The 15,356-nt window shown below is 67.2% G+C and carries 12 protein-coding genes and 1 pseudogene; 8 read left to right on the forward strand and 5 right to left on the reverse strand.

Features of this window, described 5'->3' with window-relative positions; genetic code table 11:
* A pseudogene (gatB, locus tag ACU0BR_RS14505) lies at positions 1–519 on the reverse strand (Asp-tRNA(Asn)/Glu-tRNA(Gln) amidotransferase subunit GatB); the annotation flags it as partial.
* Positions 520–704: 185 nt separating this feature from the next.
* Here gatB and ACU0BR_RS14510 point away from each other — a divergent pair.
* Both ACU0BR_RS14510 and ACU0BR_RS14515 read left to right on the forward strand, forming a co-directional pair.
* On the forward strand, positions 705–1,370 hold the full coding sequence (locus ACU0BR_RS14510) for a transglycosylase SLT domain-containing protein (protein ID WP_446157545.1): 666 nt from the start codon (positions 705–707) through the stop codon (positions 1,368–1,370).
* A gap of 163 nt (positions 1,371–1,533) precedes the next feature.
* Positions 1,534–2,157, forward strand: coding sequence for a DedA family protein (locus ACU0BR_RS14515; protein WP_446157546.1), 624 nt, complete (start codon positions 1,534–1,536; stop codon positions 2,155–2,157).
* A 119-nt stretch (positions 2,158–2,276) separates the two neighbouring features.
* On the opposite strand, the gene ACU0BR_RS14520 is transcribed toward ACU0BR_RS14515, so the two are convergent.
* Positions 2,277–2,837, reverse strand: a complete 561-nt coding sequence (locus tag ACU0BR_RS14520) for a type 1 glutamine amidotransferase domain-containing protein (RefSeq protein WP_446157547.1) — start codon at positions 2,835–2,837, stop codon at positions 2,277–2,279.
* A 66-nt stretch (positions 2,838–2,903) separates the two neighbouring features.
* Positions 2,904–5,465, reverse strand: coding sequence for an aminopeptidase N (gene pepN, locus ACU0BR_RS14525; RefSeq protein WP_446157548.1), 2,562 nt, complete (start codon positions 5,463–5,465; stop codon positions 2,904–2,906).
* Between the two features lie 109 nt (positions 5,466–5,574).
* Here pepN and ACU0BR_RS14530 point away from each other — a divergent pair, with 109 nt between their 5' ends.
* The 3 genes from ACU0BR_RS14530 to ACU0BR_RS14540 all read left to right on the forward strand — a co-directional run bounded on the left by ACU0BR_RS14530 (position 5,575) and on the right by ACU0BR_RS14540 (position 9,324).
* Positions 5,575–5,946 carry a hypothetical protein gene (locus tag ACU0BR_RS14530; RefSeq protein ID WP_446157549.1) on the forward strand — a complete coding sequence of 124 codons (372 nt, stop codon included), beginning with the start codon at positions 5,575–5,577 and terminating at the stop codon, positions 5,944–5,946.
* 213 nt (positions 5,947–6,159) lie between these two features.
* A complete protein-coding gene (locus ACU0BR_RS14535; protein ID WP_446157550.1) occupies positions 6,160–8,325 on the forward strand; it encodes a malate synthase G in 2,166 nt (721 codons plus the stop codon).
* 219 nt (positions 8,326–8,544) lie between these two features.
* Positions 8,545–9,324, forward strand: a complete 780-nt coding sequence (locus ACU0BR_RS14540; protein WP_446157551.1) for a gamma-glutamyl-gamma-aminobutyrate hydrolase family protein — start codon at positions 8,545–8,547, stop codon at positions 9,322–9,324.
* Positions 9,325–9,571: 247 nt separating this feature from the next.
* On the opposite strand, the gene ACU0BR_RS14545 is transcribed toward ACU0BR_RS14540, so the two are convergent.
* Both ACU0BR_RS14545 and kynU read right to left on the reverse strand, forming a co-directional pair.
* On the reverse strand, positions 9,572–10,096 hold the full coding sequence (locus ACU0BR_RS14545) for a GNAT family N-acetyltransferase (protein ID WP_446157552.1): 525 nt from the start codon (positions 10,094–10,096) through the stop codon (positions 9,572–9,574).
* A complete protein-coding gene (gene kynU, locus ACU0BR_RS14550) occupies positions 10,054–11,247 on the reverse strand; it encodes a kynureninase (protein WP_446157553.1) in 1,194 nt (397 codons plus the stop codon). Before kynU ends, ACU0BR_RS14545 begins: the two co-directional genes overlap by 43 nt.
* Before the next feature lie 276 nt (positions 11,248–11,523).
* Between kynU and ACU0BR_RS14555 the strand changes: the two genes are divergently transcribed.
* The 3 genes from ACU0BR_RS14555 to ACU0BR_RS14565 form a co-directional block, all read left to right on the forward strand.
* Entirely contained in the window at positions 11,524–13,098 is a 1,575-nt protein-coding gene (locus ACU0BR_RS14555; RefSeq protein ID WP_446157554.1) for a Re/Si-specific NAD(P)(+) transhydrogenase subunit alpha, read from the forward strand.
* A gap of 13 nt (positions 13,099–13,111) precedes the next feature.
* Positions 13,112–14,551: an NAD(P)(+) transhydrogenase (Re/Si-specific) subunit beta gene (locus ACU0BR_RS14560; RefSeq protein WP_446157555.1), complete on the forward strand. Its 1,440-nt coding sequence runs from the start codon at positions 13,112–13,114 to the stop codon at positions 14,549–14,551.
* Between the two features lie 281 nt (positions 14,552–14,832).
* Positions 14,833–15,356 (forward strand): DUF3422 family protein (locus ACU0BR_RS14565; RefSeq protein WP_446157556.1); only part of this gene is annotated, 524 nt, incomplete at its 3' end.

The following is a 15,356-nucleotide window of genomic DNA, read 5'->3' on the forward strand; positions in this document are numbered from 1 at the left end:
GACGATTTCCATCAGCGCCACGCCGGTGCGGTTGAGATCGACGAAGGAGTTGTTGGGGTCCATGTCGTGAATCGACTTGCCCGCGTCCTGCTCCATGTGGATGCGCTCGATCCGCACGCGGCGCGCGATGCCGGGGGCCATGTCGACCAGCACTTCGCCCTCGCCCACGATGGGGTGGTAGAGCTGGCTGATCTGATAGCCCTGCGGCAGGTCGGGGTAGAAGTAGTTCTTGCGGTCGAAGGCCGAGCGCAGGTTGATCCGCGCCTTCAGCCCCAGCCCGGTGCGCACCGCCTGCGCGACGCAGTATTCGTTGATGACGGGCAGCATACCGGGCATGGCCGCGTCCACGAAGGCCACGTTGGAATTGGGCTCCGCGCCGAAGCGGGTGGAGGCGCCCGAGAAGAGCTTGGCGTTGGAGGCGACCTGCGCGTGCACCTCCAGCCCGATCACCAGTTCCCAGTCGTGTTTGGCGCCCGCGATCACCTTGGGCTTGGGGGCTTCATAGCTAAGATCGAGCATATCGGTATCCTGTCAGCGTCGCGCACCGCGTTCTAGGTCACGCGCGCGGCGCGGACAAGGGGGCGCCCGCCATGCGTGCTCCGCGGGAAGCCGCCGAAGATTTTCCGGAACTGTTGCGCGAAAGCCAGAATCCACGCAGTCTTTGGGCGCCGGGCCCGACCCGGTGCAGAATGTGAAGACCGCTCATGACCGAACGCCGCCGACTCTCCCGTTTCCCGTTGCCCCGCCTCGCCCTGATGTCGACGCTGCTGTTTCTCGCCGCCTGCGCCGTGCCGCCGGACAGCGCGGGGCTTTCCTCCTCCAAGCCGGTGCCCAGGCCCGACGCGCTGGAAGCCGAAGCGGCCGAGGCGCCGGATCTGGTGATGCGCTGGGATCACCGTCCCGAGGGGAAGATCTGGACCGGCGCGACGATGTCGGCGCTGTCGACCTATGGCGCGGCGCTGCCTGACTTCGTGCCCGCGGACATCGCAACCTATTGCCCGAATTATCCCACCGCCTCGCGGCGCGAACGCCAGGCCTTCTGGACCGGGCTGCTGTCATCGCTGGCCAAGCACGAAAGCACGTGGCGCCCGGATGCCGCGGGCGGCGGTGGGCGCTGGATCGGTCTGGTGCAGATCGCACCCGCCACCGCACGCGCCTACGGCTGCAAGGCGCGGACGGTCGGCGCGCTCAAGAACGGGGCGGCGAACCTGCGCTGCGCCGTGCGCATCATGGCGCGCACGGTGCTGCGCGACGGGGTGATTTCCGCGGGCTCGCGCGGGGTCGCCGCCGACTGGGGGCCGTTCCACAGCAGCCGCAAGCGCCGGGACATGCAGCAATGGACGCGCCGCCAGAGCTATTGCAGCGCCTGAACGGCGCGCCGTCGCGCGCCCGATAGGCATTGCCCGAAGGGGCAACGCCTTGCCTTCGGCGAGGATATTTTTTCCACAATGAAGCGCGATGCGGGCGCGGCGGGGGAACCTGCCGCGCCCGTTGCGGCTTGGTCTGGGACGAGGGTTTTGCAAAGGACGGCGCATGTTTGACTGGATCACGGGATTGATTGACGCGGGCGGGCTGTTCGGTGTCGCGGCGCTGATGTTTCTGGAAAACCTGTTTCCGCCCATCCCATCGGAGCTGATCATGCCGCTTGCCGGGTTCAACGCCGCCAATGGCAGCATGAATCTGGTCGCGGTGATCGTCGCGGGGTCCCTTGGGTCGTTGCTGGGGGCGTATTTCTGGTACTGGATCGGGCAGAAGGTCGGCATGGCGCGGCTGAAACGTCTGGCGGCAAGCCACGGGCGCTGGCTGACGGTCACCCCCGATGAGCTCGAGTCCGCGCGCGACTGGTTCAACCGGCACGGAGCTGCGGCGGTCCTGTTCGGCCGGTTGGTGCCGACGATTCGCACCTTTATTTCGGTGCCCGCCGGGGTCGCGCCGATGCCGCTGGGCAAATTCCTGCTCTACAGCGCCCTGGGCACCGCTGTCTGGACCGCGTTCCTGACGCTGCTGGGCTATGTGCTGCAATCGCAATACGACAAGGTGGAGCAATATATGAACCCGATATCCACCGCCGTGGTGATCGGACTTGTCGCGTTCTACCTGTGGCGGGTGGCGACCTATGGCAAGCGCGTGCGCGCCAAGCAGGATGGCGGAGACTGACGGCTTCCCCTTCCGCGATGTCGAAAAGGAAAAGGGCCCGCGGCATCGACCGCGGGCCCCTGATCGTCGGGCGGAATGTTCGGCTGCGGCGAAGCGCGCCCCTTGCCTTGTGCGGCGGGTCAGGCCGCGTCGCGGTGGTGGCGGCCTTCGCGCAGCTCTTCGATGATCTTGCTCACGAAGGCGTCGAGGTCGTCCGGTTTGCGGCTCGTGACGATGCCGTTGGCGGTGACGACCTGCTGATCGACCCATTCGCCGCCCGCGTTGCGCAGATCGGTCTGGAGCGAGGGCCATGAGGTCACCTTGCGTCCTTTGACCGCGTCGGCCTCGATCAGCATCCAAGGGCCGTGACAGATCGCGGCCACGACCTTGCCCGAAGCGACGAAATCGCGCACGATCTGCACCGCGGCGGGCTTGGTGCGCAGGATGTCGGGGTTGATCTGCCCGCCGGGCAGCACCAGCGCCTCGTAATCGTCGATCGACACGTCTTCCAGGCTTTTGTCGGAGGTGGCCTTGCGGCCCCAGTCCTTCTTGTCCCAGCCCATGATGTCGGCACCGTCGGGGGTAGCGACATGCACCGTGGCGCCGACCTCTTTGAGCTTGTCGCGCGGCACTTCGAGCTCCGATTGCTCGAAGCCGTCGGTCGCCATGATCAGGATCTTCGCGTCTGCAATGTCGGTCATCCGTCATCTCCTAGCTGTTTCCCAGGCTGGACCAACGGGTGGCTGTGGCGAAGGTTCCTGCGGTGCTCAGCCCTCCAGCAGCCTGCGCGTCATCTCGCCGGTGTCGCGCGACAGGCCGGGGGCCTCGGCGATCCGGCGCAGCGCCTGCTGCATCAGCTGCTGGCGGTCCGCGTCATAGCGGCGCCAGGTTTCGAAGGCGGTCGACATGCGCGCGGCCGCCTGCGGGTTCAGCGCGTCGAGCTTGATCAGATGGTCGGCCATGAGCCGATAGGACGCGCCCGAGGGGTCATGGAACCCGGCCGCATTCATCGCCAGCGCCCCGAAGACGGAGCGGAAGCGGTTGGGGTTGCGCATCTCGAAATCCCGGTGGCGCGACAGTGCCGCGGCAAGGTCGGCCGCGCGGTCGGGCAGGGCGTGCGACACCTGAAGCGCGAACCATTTGTCGAGAACCAGCCGGTCGTGGTGCCATTGCTTGTAGAACGCCGCGACCTGCGCCTCGCCCCTGCCCACCGACAGCAGGCAGGACAGCGCGCCGAGTTGCAGCGTCATGTTGTCAGCCTGCTGGAACTGACGCGCGGCCAGCTTGCCCTTGTCGAGCCGGGTGATCAGCCAGAGCGCCGCTTGTTGCAGCGCGCGATTGCCCGCATCCCGCGCGCGCGGCGAATAGGGGCCGAAGACGGTCGTGCGCTGATAGATCTGCGGCAGCAGCGTCGCCATGCCCTGCGCCAGCGCCTGCGACAGGCGTTCGCTCGCCGCGTGGATCGCGATCGGGTCGGGGGCCACGCCCGCGTCGAACAGGCTCTGCGCGATGTCGTCGTCGCCGGGCTGGCGCATCGCCAGCGCCACGAAGGCGGGGTCGAGCGTGTCGTCGGCCGCGACCTTTTCCAGCGCGTCGAGGTATTCCGCCATCGGCGGGTTGTCGTTGGTGACCATGCGCATCAGCACGCTCTTTGCCAATGCCCGGCCCGCTTCCCATCTGTTGAACGGGTCGGTGTCATGCGCCAGCAGGAACGCGAGTTCGCCCGCGTCGCGGTCGCGCTGCACGATCACCGGGGCCGAGAAATCGCGGAGCAGCGATGTGACGGGCCGTTCCGCCAGGCCGTCGAAATGAAAGCTCTGCTCGCGCTCGGTCATCTCCAGCAGGGTGGTCGGCAGCACCTCGTTGCCGTCGGACGACAGCAGGCCCACCGCCACCGGAATGACGCGCGGCGGCTTGTCGGGCTGGTTCGGGGTGGCGGGCGTTTCCTGGCGCAGGCTCAGCGTCAGGCGGCCGCCCTCGAAGGTCTCGCGCACCGCAAGGCGGGGGGTGCCCGCGTCGGTGTACCAACGTCTGAATTGCGACAGATCGCGCCCGGTCGTGTCCTCGAAGACCTTCAGCCAGTCCTCGATGGTGCAGGCCTGGCCGTCGTGGCGCGTGAAATAGAGGTTGAGCGCCTTGTAATAGGCCGCATCCCCCACCAGCCGCTTGAGCATCCCGATCACCTGCGCGCCTTTTTCATAGACGGTCGCGGTGTAGAAATTGTTGATCTCGACATAGCGGTCGGGGCGCACGGGATGCGCCAGCGGCCCGTTGTCCTCGCGGAACTGGCGGCCGCGCAGGGTCAGCACGTCGTCGATGCGCTTGACCGAGGGCGAGCGCATGTCGCCGGTGAACTGCTGGTCGCGAAACACGGTCAGCCCTTCCTTCAGGCACAGCTGGAACCAGTCGCGGCAGGTGATGCGGTTGCCGGTCCAGTTGTGGAAATATTCATGGGCGATGATCGCCTCGATCCGCTCGTAGTTCGCATCCGTCGCCGTGTCGGGGCTGGCCAGCACGGCGGAGGAGTTGAAGATGTTCAGCCCCTTGTTCTCCATCGCGCCCATGTTGAAATCATCGACCGCGACGATGTTGAACAGGTCCAGGTCGTATTCGCGCCCATAGGTGTCCTCGTCCCATTTCATCGCGCGTTTCAGCGCATCGAGGGCAAAGTCGCATTTGCCTTCGTCGCCGGGGCGCACCCAGACGTTCAGCGCCACCTCGCGCCCCGAGCGGGTGGTGAAGCTGTCGGACACCGCGCGCAGATCGCCCGCCACCAGCGCGAAGAGATAGGCAGGCTTGGGCCAGGGGTCGTCCCATTCGGCCCAGCCGTCGCCCTGGGCGGTGGGGTTGCCGTTCGACAGCATGACGGGGGTGTCCTGCGCCGTGCCTTCGATGCGCACCTTGAAGGTCGCCATCACGTCGGGGCGGTCGGGGTAATAGGTGATCTTGCGGAAACCCTCGGCCTCGCACTGCGTGCAATACATGCCGTTCGACATGTAGAGACCTTCGAGCGCGGTGTTGCCCGCCGGGTCGATCTGCACTTCGCTTTCCCAGACGAAAGGCGCGTCGGGCACGTCGACGCGCAGCCCCTCGGCGGTGAGCGTCGGGTGCACGGGCTGCCCGTCGATCCGCGCGGATATCAGCTCGAGCGCTTCGCCGTGCAGGAAGAATTCGCGCGACGACGCGGCGGGGTTGGGGCGGAAGCTGATGCGCGCCAGCACCCGCGTGGCCGAGGGCGACAGCCGGAAGGTCAGATCGACCCCGTCGATCAAGAACCCGAAAGGGGTGTAATCTGCCAGGTAGATCGTGCCGCTTTGGTCGAGTGCCATCGCCGTTACCCCTTTTGTCGGAACTTTGACTTTCGGGCGGACGTTAGGTCCATGAACCCCGGGGCGCAAGCAGGCTCTGGGAGAGCGTACCATGAAAGCGAGGCACGTTATGTCTGCACCTCATACCAATGTCGAAACACAGGAAAAACAACACCGTCCGGCCCTTCTCGGCATGGGGTTCTCGGTTCTTGTGGCGCTGGTCCTGCTGGCGGGGCTGGCGATCTGGGTCTTTGCCAACGGCAATCAGCCGCAGGAACCCGTGCGCCAGATCGACGACCGCACCGGACAGGTCGAGATCGATCCCGGCAATGCGGCGACGCCGTCCGAGGTTCCGCCGTCGACCACGACGACCAACACCACCGACGGCAGCGGCAATCCCGATGCTGTGACGCCGCCGCAGGCCCCGGCCGCGACGGGTCCGGCGCAGACTGTTCCCGCTCCGGCAGCCCCGGTCGCGCCGGTGACGAACTCCGCCAACTGAGGGCGCTGTCCGGTGCCGCGTCCGGCGCGTAGCGCCGCATCGCTGCGCCCGCAAGGCTCGACCCGATCGTGAAATCCTCCCCGCACCGGCCCCCGGTGCGGGGAGTCGTGTTGCCTATCGCTCAATTTTTACCTATCTCCCTAACCAAATCACAAAACGGTATACCGTGGGATGCCAAGCGGTCGTGCCGGTTCAGGACGAGGAGATCGGGGAATGACGGAGAGAACGAATAAGAGCGGCCTGAACGTCGCGCGCGCACTGAGCGATTTCATCGAGGCGGACGTCCTGCCGGGGCTGGGGATCGAGGCCGACGCGTTCTGGTCCGGGCTGGCCGGGATCGTCGCGGATCTGGGGCCGGAAAACCGCAGGCTGTTGCAACGGCGCGCGACGTTGCAGGGCGAGATCGACGAATGGCACCGCGCGCACCGCGACAGGCCGCACGATCACGGCGCCTATCGCGGCTTTCTGGAGCAGATCGGCTATCTCGTGCCCGAGGGCGACGATTTCATGATCGAGACGGACAACATCGACGCCGCCATCGCCGATGTGCCCGGCCCGCAGCTGGTGGTGCCGATCACGAACGCACGCTATGCGATCAACGCGGCCAATGCGCGGTGGGGGTCGCTCTATGATGCGCTTTACGGCACCGATGCGCTGGGCCAGGGCGCGGCGCCCGCAGGGGGTTATGACGCGGAACGGGGCGCATTGGTGATCGCCTGGGCCAAGCATTTCCTCGATGAGGCCGCGCCGCTGGCGCAGGGCTCCCACGCCGATGCGACCGGCTACGCGGTCCGCGACGGCGCGCTGGTGGCGCGCACCGCGCAGGGCGAGCAGCCGCTGGCGCAGCCCGAAAAGCTGGTCGGCTGGGCAGGGGCCGGGGAGACCCCCGAAAAGATCGTGCTGCGCAACAACAGCCTGCACATGATCCTGGAATTCAAGGACACTGAGGTCGCCAAAGACGATCCCGCGGGCGTGTCCGACGTGCGGCTGGAGGCCGCGATCTCGGTCATCATGGATTGCGAGGACAGCGTCGCGGCCGTCGACGCGGAGGACAAGGTGCTGGCCTATCGCAACTGGCTGGGGCTGATGCGCGGCGATCTGGCCGAGACGGTGCAGAAGGGCGGGCGCAGTTTTACCCGCCGTCTCAACCCGGATCTGGAATTCGACGCGCCGGGCGGCGGCAGGCTGCGTCTGCCGGGGCGCGCGCTGATGCTGGTCCGTAACGTGGGTCATCTGATGAACACGCCCGCCGTTCTCGACGCCGAGGGCCACGAGATCCCCGAAGGGCTGCTGGATGCGATGTGCACCACGCTGATCGCGATCTACGACCTCAAGCGCGCGGAGGACGCGCCGCGCAACTCCGCCGCCGGGTCGGTCTATGTGGTCAAGCCCAAGCTGCATGGCCCCGAGGAGGTCGCCTTTGCCGACGAGATCTTCACCCGGGTGGAGCAGGCGCTGGGCCTGCCGCAATATACCGTCAAGCTCGGCATCATGGACGAGGAGCGGCGCACCTCCGCCAATCTGATGGAATGCATCCGCGCGGCGAAGCACCGGGTGGCCTTCATCAACACGGGCTTTCTCGATCGCACCGGCGACGAGATCCACACCTCGATGGAAGCGGGGCCGATGGTGCGCAAGGGCGAGATGAAGAACACCGCCTGGATCGCGGCCTATGAGGATCGCAACGTCGACATCGGCCTGGCCTGCGGGCTGCGCGGGCGCGCGCAGATCGGCAAGGGCATGTGGGCGGCCCCCGACCGCATGGCGGAGATGCTGGCGGCCAAGATCGAGCATCCGCAGGCGGGCGCCAACACGGCCTGGGTGCCGTCGCCCACCGCCGCCACGCTGCACGCCACGCATTACCACCGGGTCGACGTGAAGGCGCGCCAGCAGGAGCTGGCCGCGGCCGGGCCGCGCGGCAGCCTCGACGATCTGCTGACGATCCCGCTGGCCGAAGGCCGCACATGGTCCGAGGCCGAGATCACCGACGAGATCGAGAACAACGCGCAGGGCATCCTGGGCTATGTGGTGCGCTGGATCGACCAGGGCGTCGGCTGTTCCAAGGTGCCCGACATCCACGACGTCGGCCTGATGGAGGATCGCGCCACCTGCCGGATCTCCAGCCAGGCGCTGGCCAACTGGCTGCATCATGGCGTGGTCGACGACGCGCGGGTGATGGGGGCGATGCAAAAGATGGCCGCCGTGGTGGATCGCCAGAACGAGGGCGATCCGGCCTATCGCCCGATGGCGCCGGGCTTCGACGGCATCGCCTTTCAGGCGGCCTGCGATCTGGTCTTCAAGGGGCGCGCGCAGCCCTCGGGCTATACCGAGCCGGTGCTCCATGCCCGCAGGCAGCAGCTGAAGGCCGCGCGGGACTGATCCGCGCGCCCCGCGCGCCGCGCATCGGCAGATCCGCGCCCCCGCTCGACCTGCGGCCCCCGATCATGCCGCGCGGCGGCGGGCGGGCCTGCGGGGCGCGCCCGCAGGAGTTGCACGCATGGGCTGCGCGCATCCCCTGTGCGCGGGATCGGCCCACGCAGCCCTTTTCCAGCGGCCTCGGGCGTTGTATCTGTGATGTACCAGCATCGGAGAGCCAGCATGACCAGACCCGTCATCGGGATCATCGGCAACAGTTTCATGATCAATGACGAATACCCCGCCCACGGCGGAAGTTCGTTGAACTCGGACGCGGTCGCGCAGGTGGCGGACGGCATTCCGATGATCATCCCGGCGGACCCCGCCTATACCTCGGCGGAGGAGCTGATGCAGGTGTGCGACGGCTTTCTGCTGACCGGCGGCAGACCCAATGTCCACCCCGAGGAATACGGCGAGGCCGAGACCGAGGCGCATGGCGCATTCGACCGCCCGCGCGACCGGATCACCCTGCCGCTGGTGCGCGCCTGCGTCGAGGCGGGCCAGCCGGTGCTGGCGATCTGCCGCGGCTTTCAGGAGGTCAACGTGGCGATGGGCGGCACGCTCCACCCGGAAATCCGGGACCTTCCGGGCCGCATGAACCACCGGATGCCGCCCGACGGCACGCTGGCCGAAAAGTTCGAGCTGCGCCACAAGGTGATCTTCACCCCCGACGGGCCCTTCGCCAGGCTGATGGGCCGGGATGAGGTTCTGACCAACACGCTGCACGGGCAGGGGATCATGGTGCCGGGGCCGCGCGTGGTGATCGACGGCCACGCCCCCGACGGCACGCCGGAGGCGATCTACCTCAAGGACGCGCCCGGTTTCCTGCTGGGGGTGCAATGGCACCCGGAATGGAACGCGGCGCATGACCCGGTGTCGCGGCCGCTGTTCGAGGCCTTCGGCGAGGCCGCCCGCGCATGGCGGCGCGGAGAGCGCCCCGCGAGGGCGCTGCGCTCGGCCTGAGAACAGCTGAACACCCGAACGCCTGAACGGACCGGCCGGGGCAGGCGTGAGCGGCCCCCGCACGTTCCCGCAGGCTGTGGCATCGCTAGTTTTCCTCGACCGAAGGCGCGCGCGCGAGGCGGACGGTGCATATGCACGATGGGTCCCGAGCGCGCCAACCTGCTGTCCATCCGGCCCGCGCCGCGCCCCACCGGGCCCGCAGGCGGGGCTTTCCGATCGTCTGCCCATCTGCCCGCCCCGCGGCCCCTCAGCCGGTCAGGACAAGTTCCATGCGAAAATTCGTCAGCGCCACGCCCTGACGGGGCACCGACTGGCGCGCCACCTGTCGCCAGCCGTGGCGCAGCAGAAAGCGCCGGGCAAGATGGCTCGCGCCGGTGTCGAGGACGGCCATCCCGCGCGCCTGCGCCTCCCTCAGCAGATGCGCGTGCAACAGATCGCCCACGCCGCGCCCCATCGCCTCGGGCGCGACATAGGCGAAATCCAGATGGCCGTCGTGCCCCAGCGCCATGAAGCCCCGGGGCCTGCGCCCGTGCGCCGCGACCAGCGTGATCTGCCGGTTCAGCCGCTCGGCCCAATCTGGGCCGGGCGCCTCATCGGGCGCCCAGGCCGCGCGTTCCCGCGCGTCGTAGAACAGCCCGGTGCCCTCATGCACCGCCCGGTAGAAGATCTCGTAAAGCGCGGCCTCGTCGCCGGGACGGTAGGGCCGCACCCTGACCCCGCGCGGCCGCGTCACGTCACGCGAGAGCGTTTCCTGAAGTCGTCGCAGTCCCAAAGCCGTTCCTTCATGATCCGTTCCAGCACATCGACCGCGCCCAGCACCTCCGCCTCGCCGATATAGAGCGGGGTGAAGCCGAAACGCAGGATATCGGGCGCCCGGAAATCGCCGATCACGCCGTTCGAGATGAGCGCCTGCATGATTGCGTAGCCCTCGGGGTGGCGGAACGAGACCTGACTGCCGCGTGCCGCGCCGTCGCGCGGCGAGGCCAGCGCCAGGTCGGGGCAGCGGGCCTCGACCTCGGCGATGAAGCGTTCGCTCAGGGCCAGCGAACAGGCGCGCACGGCATGGATGTCGGCGTGTTCCCAGACGTCCAGGGCGGCCTCCAGCGCGGCCATCTGCAACACCGGCGGCGTGCCCACCCGCATCCTTTCGCGACCCGCGCCGGGGCGGTAGGCAGGGTCGAAGTCGAAGGGCGCTTCATGCCCCAGCCAGCCCGAAAGGGCAGGCCGCGCGATGTCGGCGTGGCGGGGGGGCACATAGATGAAGGCAGGTCCTCCAGGCCCGGAATTGAGATATTTGTAGGTGCAGCCCACCGCGAAATCCGCACCGCCCGATGCAACCTCGACCGGCAGTGCCCCGGCAGAATGCGCCAGATCCCAGATCGCCAGCGCGCCTGCCGCATGGGCGCGCGCGGTCAGCGCGGGCATGTCGTGACGGCGCCCCGTGCGGTAGTCAACCTCGGTCAGCATCAGCACCGCGACCGAGCCGTCGATATGGGCCGCCACGTCCTCGGGCGCCACGGTCTTGACGCTGTAGCCGTCGCCAAGCGTGCGCACCAGCCCGTCGGCCATATAGAGATCGGAGGGGAAATTGCCGGTGTCGCTCAGGATCACGCGGCGGTCGGGGCGCAGCTCCAGCGCCGAGGCAAGCGCCTGATAGACCTTGATCGACAGCGTGTCGCCCAACACGACACTGCCCGCCTCGGCGCCGATCAGCCTGCCGATCCGGTCGCCCAGACGCGCGGGCATGTCCATCCAGCCATCCCTGTTCCAGGCCGTGATCAGATGCGCGCCCCATTCGTCGCGGATGGCCCGCTCGACCCGGCCCGGCGTCGCGCGCGGCAGCGGGCCCAGCGAGTTTCCGTCAAGGTAGATGATGCCTTCGGGCAGGTCGAACATCGCCCTGGTCGCGGTGAAATCGGTCAAGTCTGCTGCCTCCTCGGGTATCGGCGCAGACTGCCCAAAGGCGACGCCGCGTGCAAGGCGATGAAGATGCGCGCACCCTGCGGTACAAGGTGTGCGGGCCGGAAAACGGCATTCCGGGGCCGCCTGCGCCGTCGCGGCCGAAACCCTCGGATGCGACATTTTATGTCCGGGCCGCGCCATCCTGTCCATTGCGATATATTGTTGCGCGATGATAGAGAGAGCTTGCACAAAATGAACCGGGAGCGGTCAGATGTACGACATAGAGGGAAACAAGACGTGAAAATCGGGGCACCGAAGGAAATTGCGAAGGGCGAGGCACGCGTTGCCATGACGCCCGATTCCGCACTTCAGCTACAAAAACTCGGGCACGCCTGTGCGGTGGAAACCGGCGCGGGTGCGAAGGCGGGGTTTTCCGATTCGGCCTATCGCGACGCCGGCGTCGAGGTTCTGGACAGCGCCGATGCGCTCTGGTCCGCATGCGACATCGTGGCCAAGGTGCAGCCCCCGTCGGAGGACGAGGCGCGCCGCCTGCGTGACGGGCAGACGCTGATCTCCTTCTTCTGGCCAGGCCAGAACGAGGCGCTGCTGGAGCTGTGCAAGGCCCAGTCCGCCACCGTCATCGCGATGGACATGGTGCCGCGCATCTCCCGCGCGCAGAAGATGGACGCGCTGTCGTCGATGGCCAATATCGCGGGCTACCGCGCGGTGATCGAGGCGGGCAACAACTTCGGCCGTTTCTTTACCGGGCAGATTACCGCCGCGGGCAAGGTGCCGCCGGCCAAGGTGCTGATCGTGGGGGCCGGCGTGGCCGGTCTGGCGGCGATCGGCACGTCGACCAGCCTCGGCGCGATCACCTATGCCTTCGACGTGCGCCCCGAAGTGGCCGAGCAGGTCGAATCGATGGGCGCGCAATTCGTCTACCTCGATTTCGAGGAAGAGCAGAAGGACGGATCGTCCTCGGGCGGATACGCCTCTGTCTCCTCGCCCGAATTCCGCGAGGCGCAGCTGGCCAAGTTCCGCGAACTGGCGCCCGAGATGGACGTGGTCATCACCACCGCGCTGATCCCCGGGCGCGATGCGCCCGAGCTGTGGACCGAGGACATGGTCGCGGCGATGAAGCCGGGGTCGGTGATCGTCGATCTGGCGGCGGAGAAGGGCGGCAACTGCAAGTTGACCGTCAAGGATGAAAAGATCGTCACCGACAACGGCGTGACGATCATCGGCTACACCGATTTCCCGTCGCGCATGGCCACCCAGGCCAGCACGCTCTACGCGACCAACATCCGCCACATGATGACCGATCTGACGCCCGAGAAGGACGGCAAGGTCGATCACGACATGGACGACGACGTGATCCGGGGCGCGACCGTGACCCGTGCGGGGGAAATCACCTTTCCGCCGCCGCCGCCCAAGGTCAAGGCCATTGCCGCCGCGCCTAAGCGCGAGGCCGTCAAGGAACCCAGCCCGGAGGAAAAGCGCGCCGCGGAGGTCGCGGCCTTTCAACAGGCCACGCGTCAGCAGGTGGGCCTGCTGGCAGGCGGCGCGGTGCTGCTGATGATCGTGGGGGCTTTTGCGCCCGAAAGCTTCATGGCGCATTTCATCGTCTTCGCGCTGGCCTGTTTCGTCGGCTTCCAGGTGATCTGGTCGGTCAGCCACTCGCTTCACACGCCTCTGATGGCGGTGACCAACGCGATTTCCGGGATCGTGGTGCTTGGGGCGATGTTGCAGATCGGCTCGACCAGCTGGATCGTGGTGATCCTTGCCACGATTTCGGTTCTGATCGCCTCGATCAACATTGTCGGCGGCTTCCTGGTGACGCGCCGGATGCTCGCCATGTTCCAGAAATCCTGAGGGGGCGCCAGACATGTCCATTGGTATCGTTTCTGCCGCCTATATTGCTGCGGCCATTCTGTTCATCCTGTCGCTTGGCGGGCTTTCCAACCAGGAAAAGGCCAAGCGCGCCGTCTGGTACGGCATCGTCGGCATGGCGCTGGCGGTTCTCGCCACGATGGCGGGGCCCGGCATCGGCAACTACTGGTTGTTGATCCCGGCCATCGCCGTCGGCGGCTATGCGGGCTATGAGGTCGCGCGCCGGGTCGAAATGACCGAGATGCCGCAGCTCGTTGCGGCGCTGCACAGCTTTGTCGGGCTGGCCGCCGTCTTCATCGGCCTGAACGCCGACATCGAGCTTGGCGCCGTCAAGACGCTGGTTGCCAGCGGCGGCGACCTGTCCGGCCTGACCGGGTTTTCCGCCAAGCTGGCCGCCAAGGACGCTGTGGAAATCAGCATCCTCAAGGTCGAGGTCTTTCTCGGCATCTTCATCGGTGCGGTAACCTTCACCGGGTCGGTCGTGGCCTTCGGCAAGCTCGCCGGACGCATCAGCGGCAAGCCCGAAAAACTGCCCGGCGGGCATATCCTGAACGCCTCGGCGCTGGCGCTCTGCGTGATCCTGGGGCTGATGTATTTCAGCGGCGCGGGCATCTGGACGATGGTGCTGACCGCCCTGATCGCGGGCTTCATCGGCTGGCACCTTATCATGGGCATCGGCGGTGCCGACATGCCGGTCGTGGTGTCGATGCTGAACTCCTACTCGGGCTGGGCGGCCGCGGCCATCGGCTTCACCCTCGGCAACGATCTGCTGATCGTCACGGGCGCGCTCGTCGGGTCCTCCGGTGCGATCCTGAGCTACATCATGTGCAAGGCGATGAACCGCAAGTTCGTCAGCGTAATCCTGGGCGGCTTCGGCGGCACGCAGGGCCCGGCCGCGGAAATCGAGGGCGAGCAGATCGCCATCGACGCCGACGGCGTGGCCGGCGCACTGGACGATGCGGATTCGGTGATCATCGTGCCCGGCTACGGCATGGCGGTGGCGCAGGCGCAGCAGGCCGTCAGCGAATTGACCAAGCGGCTGCGCGACAAGGGCAAGGAGGTGCGTTTCGCCATCCACCCGGTTGCGGGCCGTCTGCCGGGGCACATGAACGTGCTGCTGGCCGAGGCGAAGGTGCCTTATGACATCGTTCTGGAAATGGACGAGATCAACGAGGACTTCCCCGACACCGACGTGGTGATCGTCATCGGCTCGAACGACATCGTGAACCCCGCCGCGCAGGACGACCCCAACAGCCCCATCGCCGGGATGCCGGTGCTGGAGGTCTGGAAGGCGAAGCAGGTCTTCGTGTCCAAGCGCGGGCAGGGCACCGGGTATTCGGGCATCGAAAACCCGCTGTTCTTCAAGGACAACACCCGCATGTTCTACGGCGACGCCAAGGACAGCATGTCGAGCCTGTTGCCCAAGATTGACTGAGCCTTGCGGTAGCGAAGATTGGAAAGGGCGTTCCCCACCGGGAGCGCCCTTTTTTACTGCGAGGAGGATGCGATACGCCGCACCAACGCCGACGCGACCGGGCGCGGCGGGCTTCGCGCTTGATTCCGCGCCAGCGCATCGAGCCAAGGGCCAGAGATGCCCAACCCCTGTGCGGTATACCGTTGTATCCTCGTAAATCCTTGGTTTGACACCAAAAATCAGTTTTACTAAAGGGGTGCCCGCGTTACCCTGCGCCAAACCGCCCCCGGAGACCGCGCCCCATGCCGCAGATCGAAGACCACCCGCTGCGCTATCGCCTTGCGAACGAGCTGCACGCGCGCCCGTTCCCGTCGATGCGCGCGCCCTCGACCGCCGCCTATCTGGCGATCAAGCGGCCCGAAGGCGCGGCGGCGCGCGATCGCGCGGCGGATATGGAGCATCTGATCGCGCTTCTGGACCGGCACGGCGCGCCGCATCCGCAGCCCGGCGCGACCCATTATTTCGGGCGTATCGGGCGTCATACCCTGAAATGGGAAAGCCATACCGAGTTCGTCAGCTACATGATCCTGAGTGACGGCCCCTCCGAGCCGCCGTTCCGCGAGGGGCTGTCGGGCTTTCCCTCCGACTGGCTGGCACGCGCCCCGGGCCGCCGCCTGACCTCGGCACTGGTCCGGGTGGAGCTCGCGGCCGGCGAGGAGGAGATCGCCCGGCGGGCGGAGGCGTGGTTCGTGGCCGAGAGCATGGCGATGGCGCGGGTGCTCGACGACCAGCTGATCGTCGCAGGCGATTTCCGGATAGATTCGGC

The sequence above is a fragment of the Brevirhabdus sp. genome, from assembly GCF_052826345.1.

What these genes read in the sequence shown, in the direction of transcription:
- ACU0BR_RS14515 (WP_446157546.1), top strand. Translation starts at nt 1,534, where the DNA reads ATGTTTGACTGGATCACGGGATTGATTGACGCGGGCGGGCTGTTCGGT.
- ACU0BR_RS14510 (WP_446157545.1), top strand. Translation starts at nt 705, where the DNA reads ATGACCGAACGCCGCCGACTCTCCCGTTTCCCGTTGCCCCGCCTCGCC.
- ACU0BR_RS14520 (WP_446157547.1), bottom strand. Translation starts at nt 2,837, where the DNA reads ATGACCGACATTGCAGACGCGAAGATCCTGATCATGGCGACCGACGGC.
- ACU0BR_RS14530 (WP_446157549.1), top strand. Translation starts at nt 5,575, where the DNA reads ATGTCTGCACCTCATACCAATGTCGAAACACAGGAAAAACAACACCGT.
- pepN (WP_446157548.1), bottom strand. Translation starts at nt 5,465, where the DNA reads ATGGCACTCGACCAAAGCGGCACGATCTACCTGGCAGATTACACCCCT.
- ACU0BR_RS14535 (WP_446157550.1), top strand. Translation starts at nt 6,160, where the DNA reads ATGACGGAGAGAACGAATAAGAGCGGCCTGAACGTCGCGCGCGCACTG.
- ACU0BR_RS14540 (WP_446157551.1), top strand. Translation starts at nt 8,545, where the DNA reads ATGACCAGACCCGTCATCGGGATCATCGGCAACAGTTTCATGATCAAT.
- ACU0BR_RS14560 (WP_446157555.1), top strand. Translation starts at nt 13,112, where the DNA reads ATGTCCATTGGTATCGTTTCTGCCGCCTATATTGCTGCGGCCATTCTG.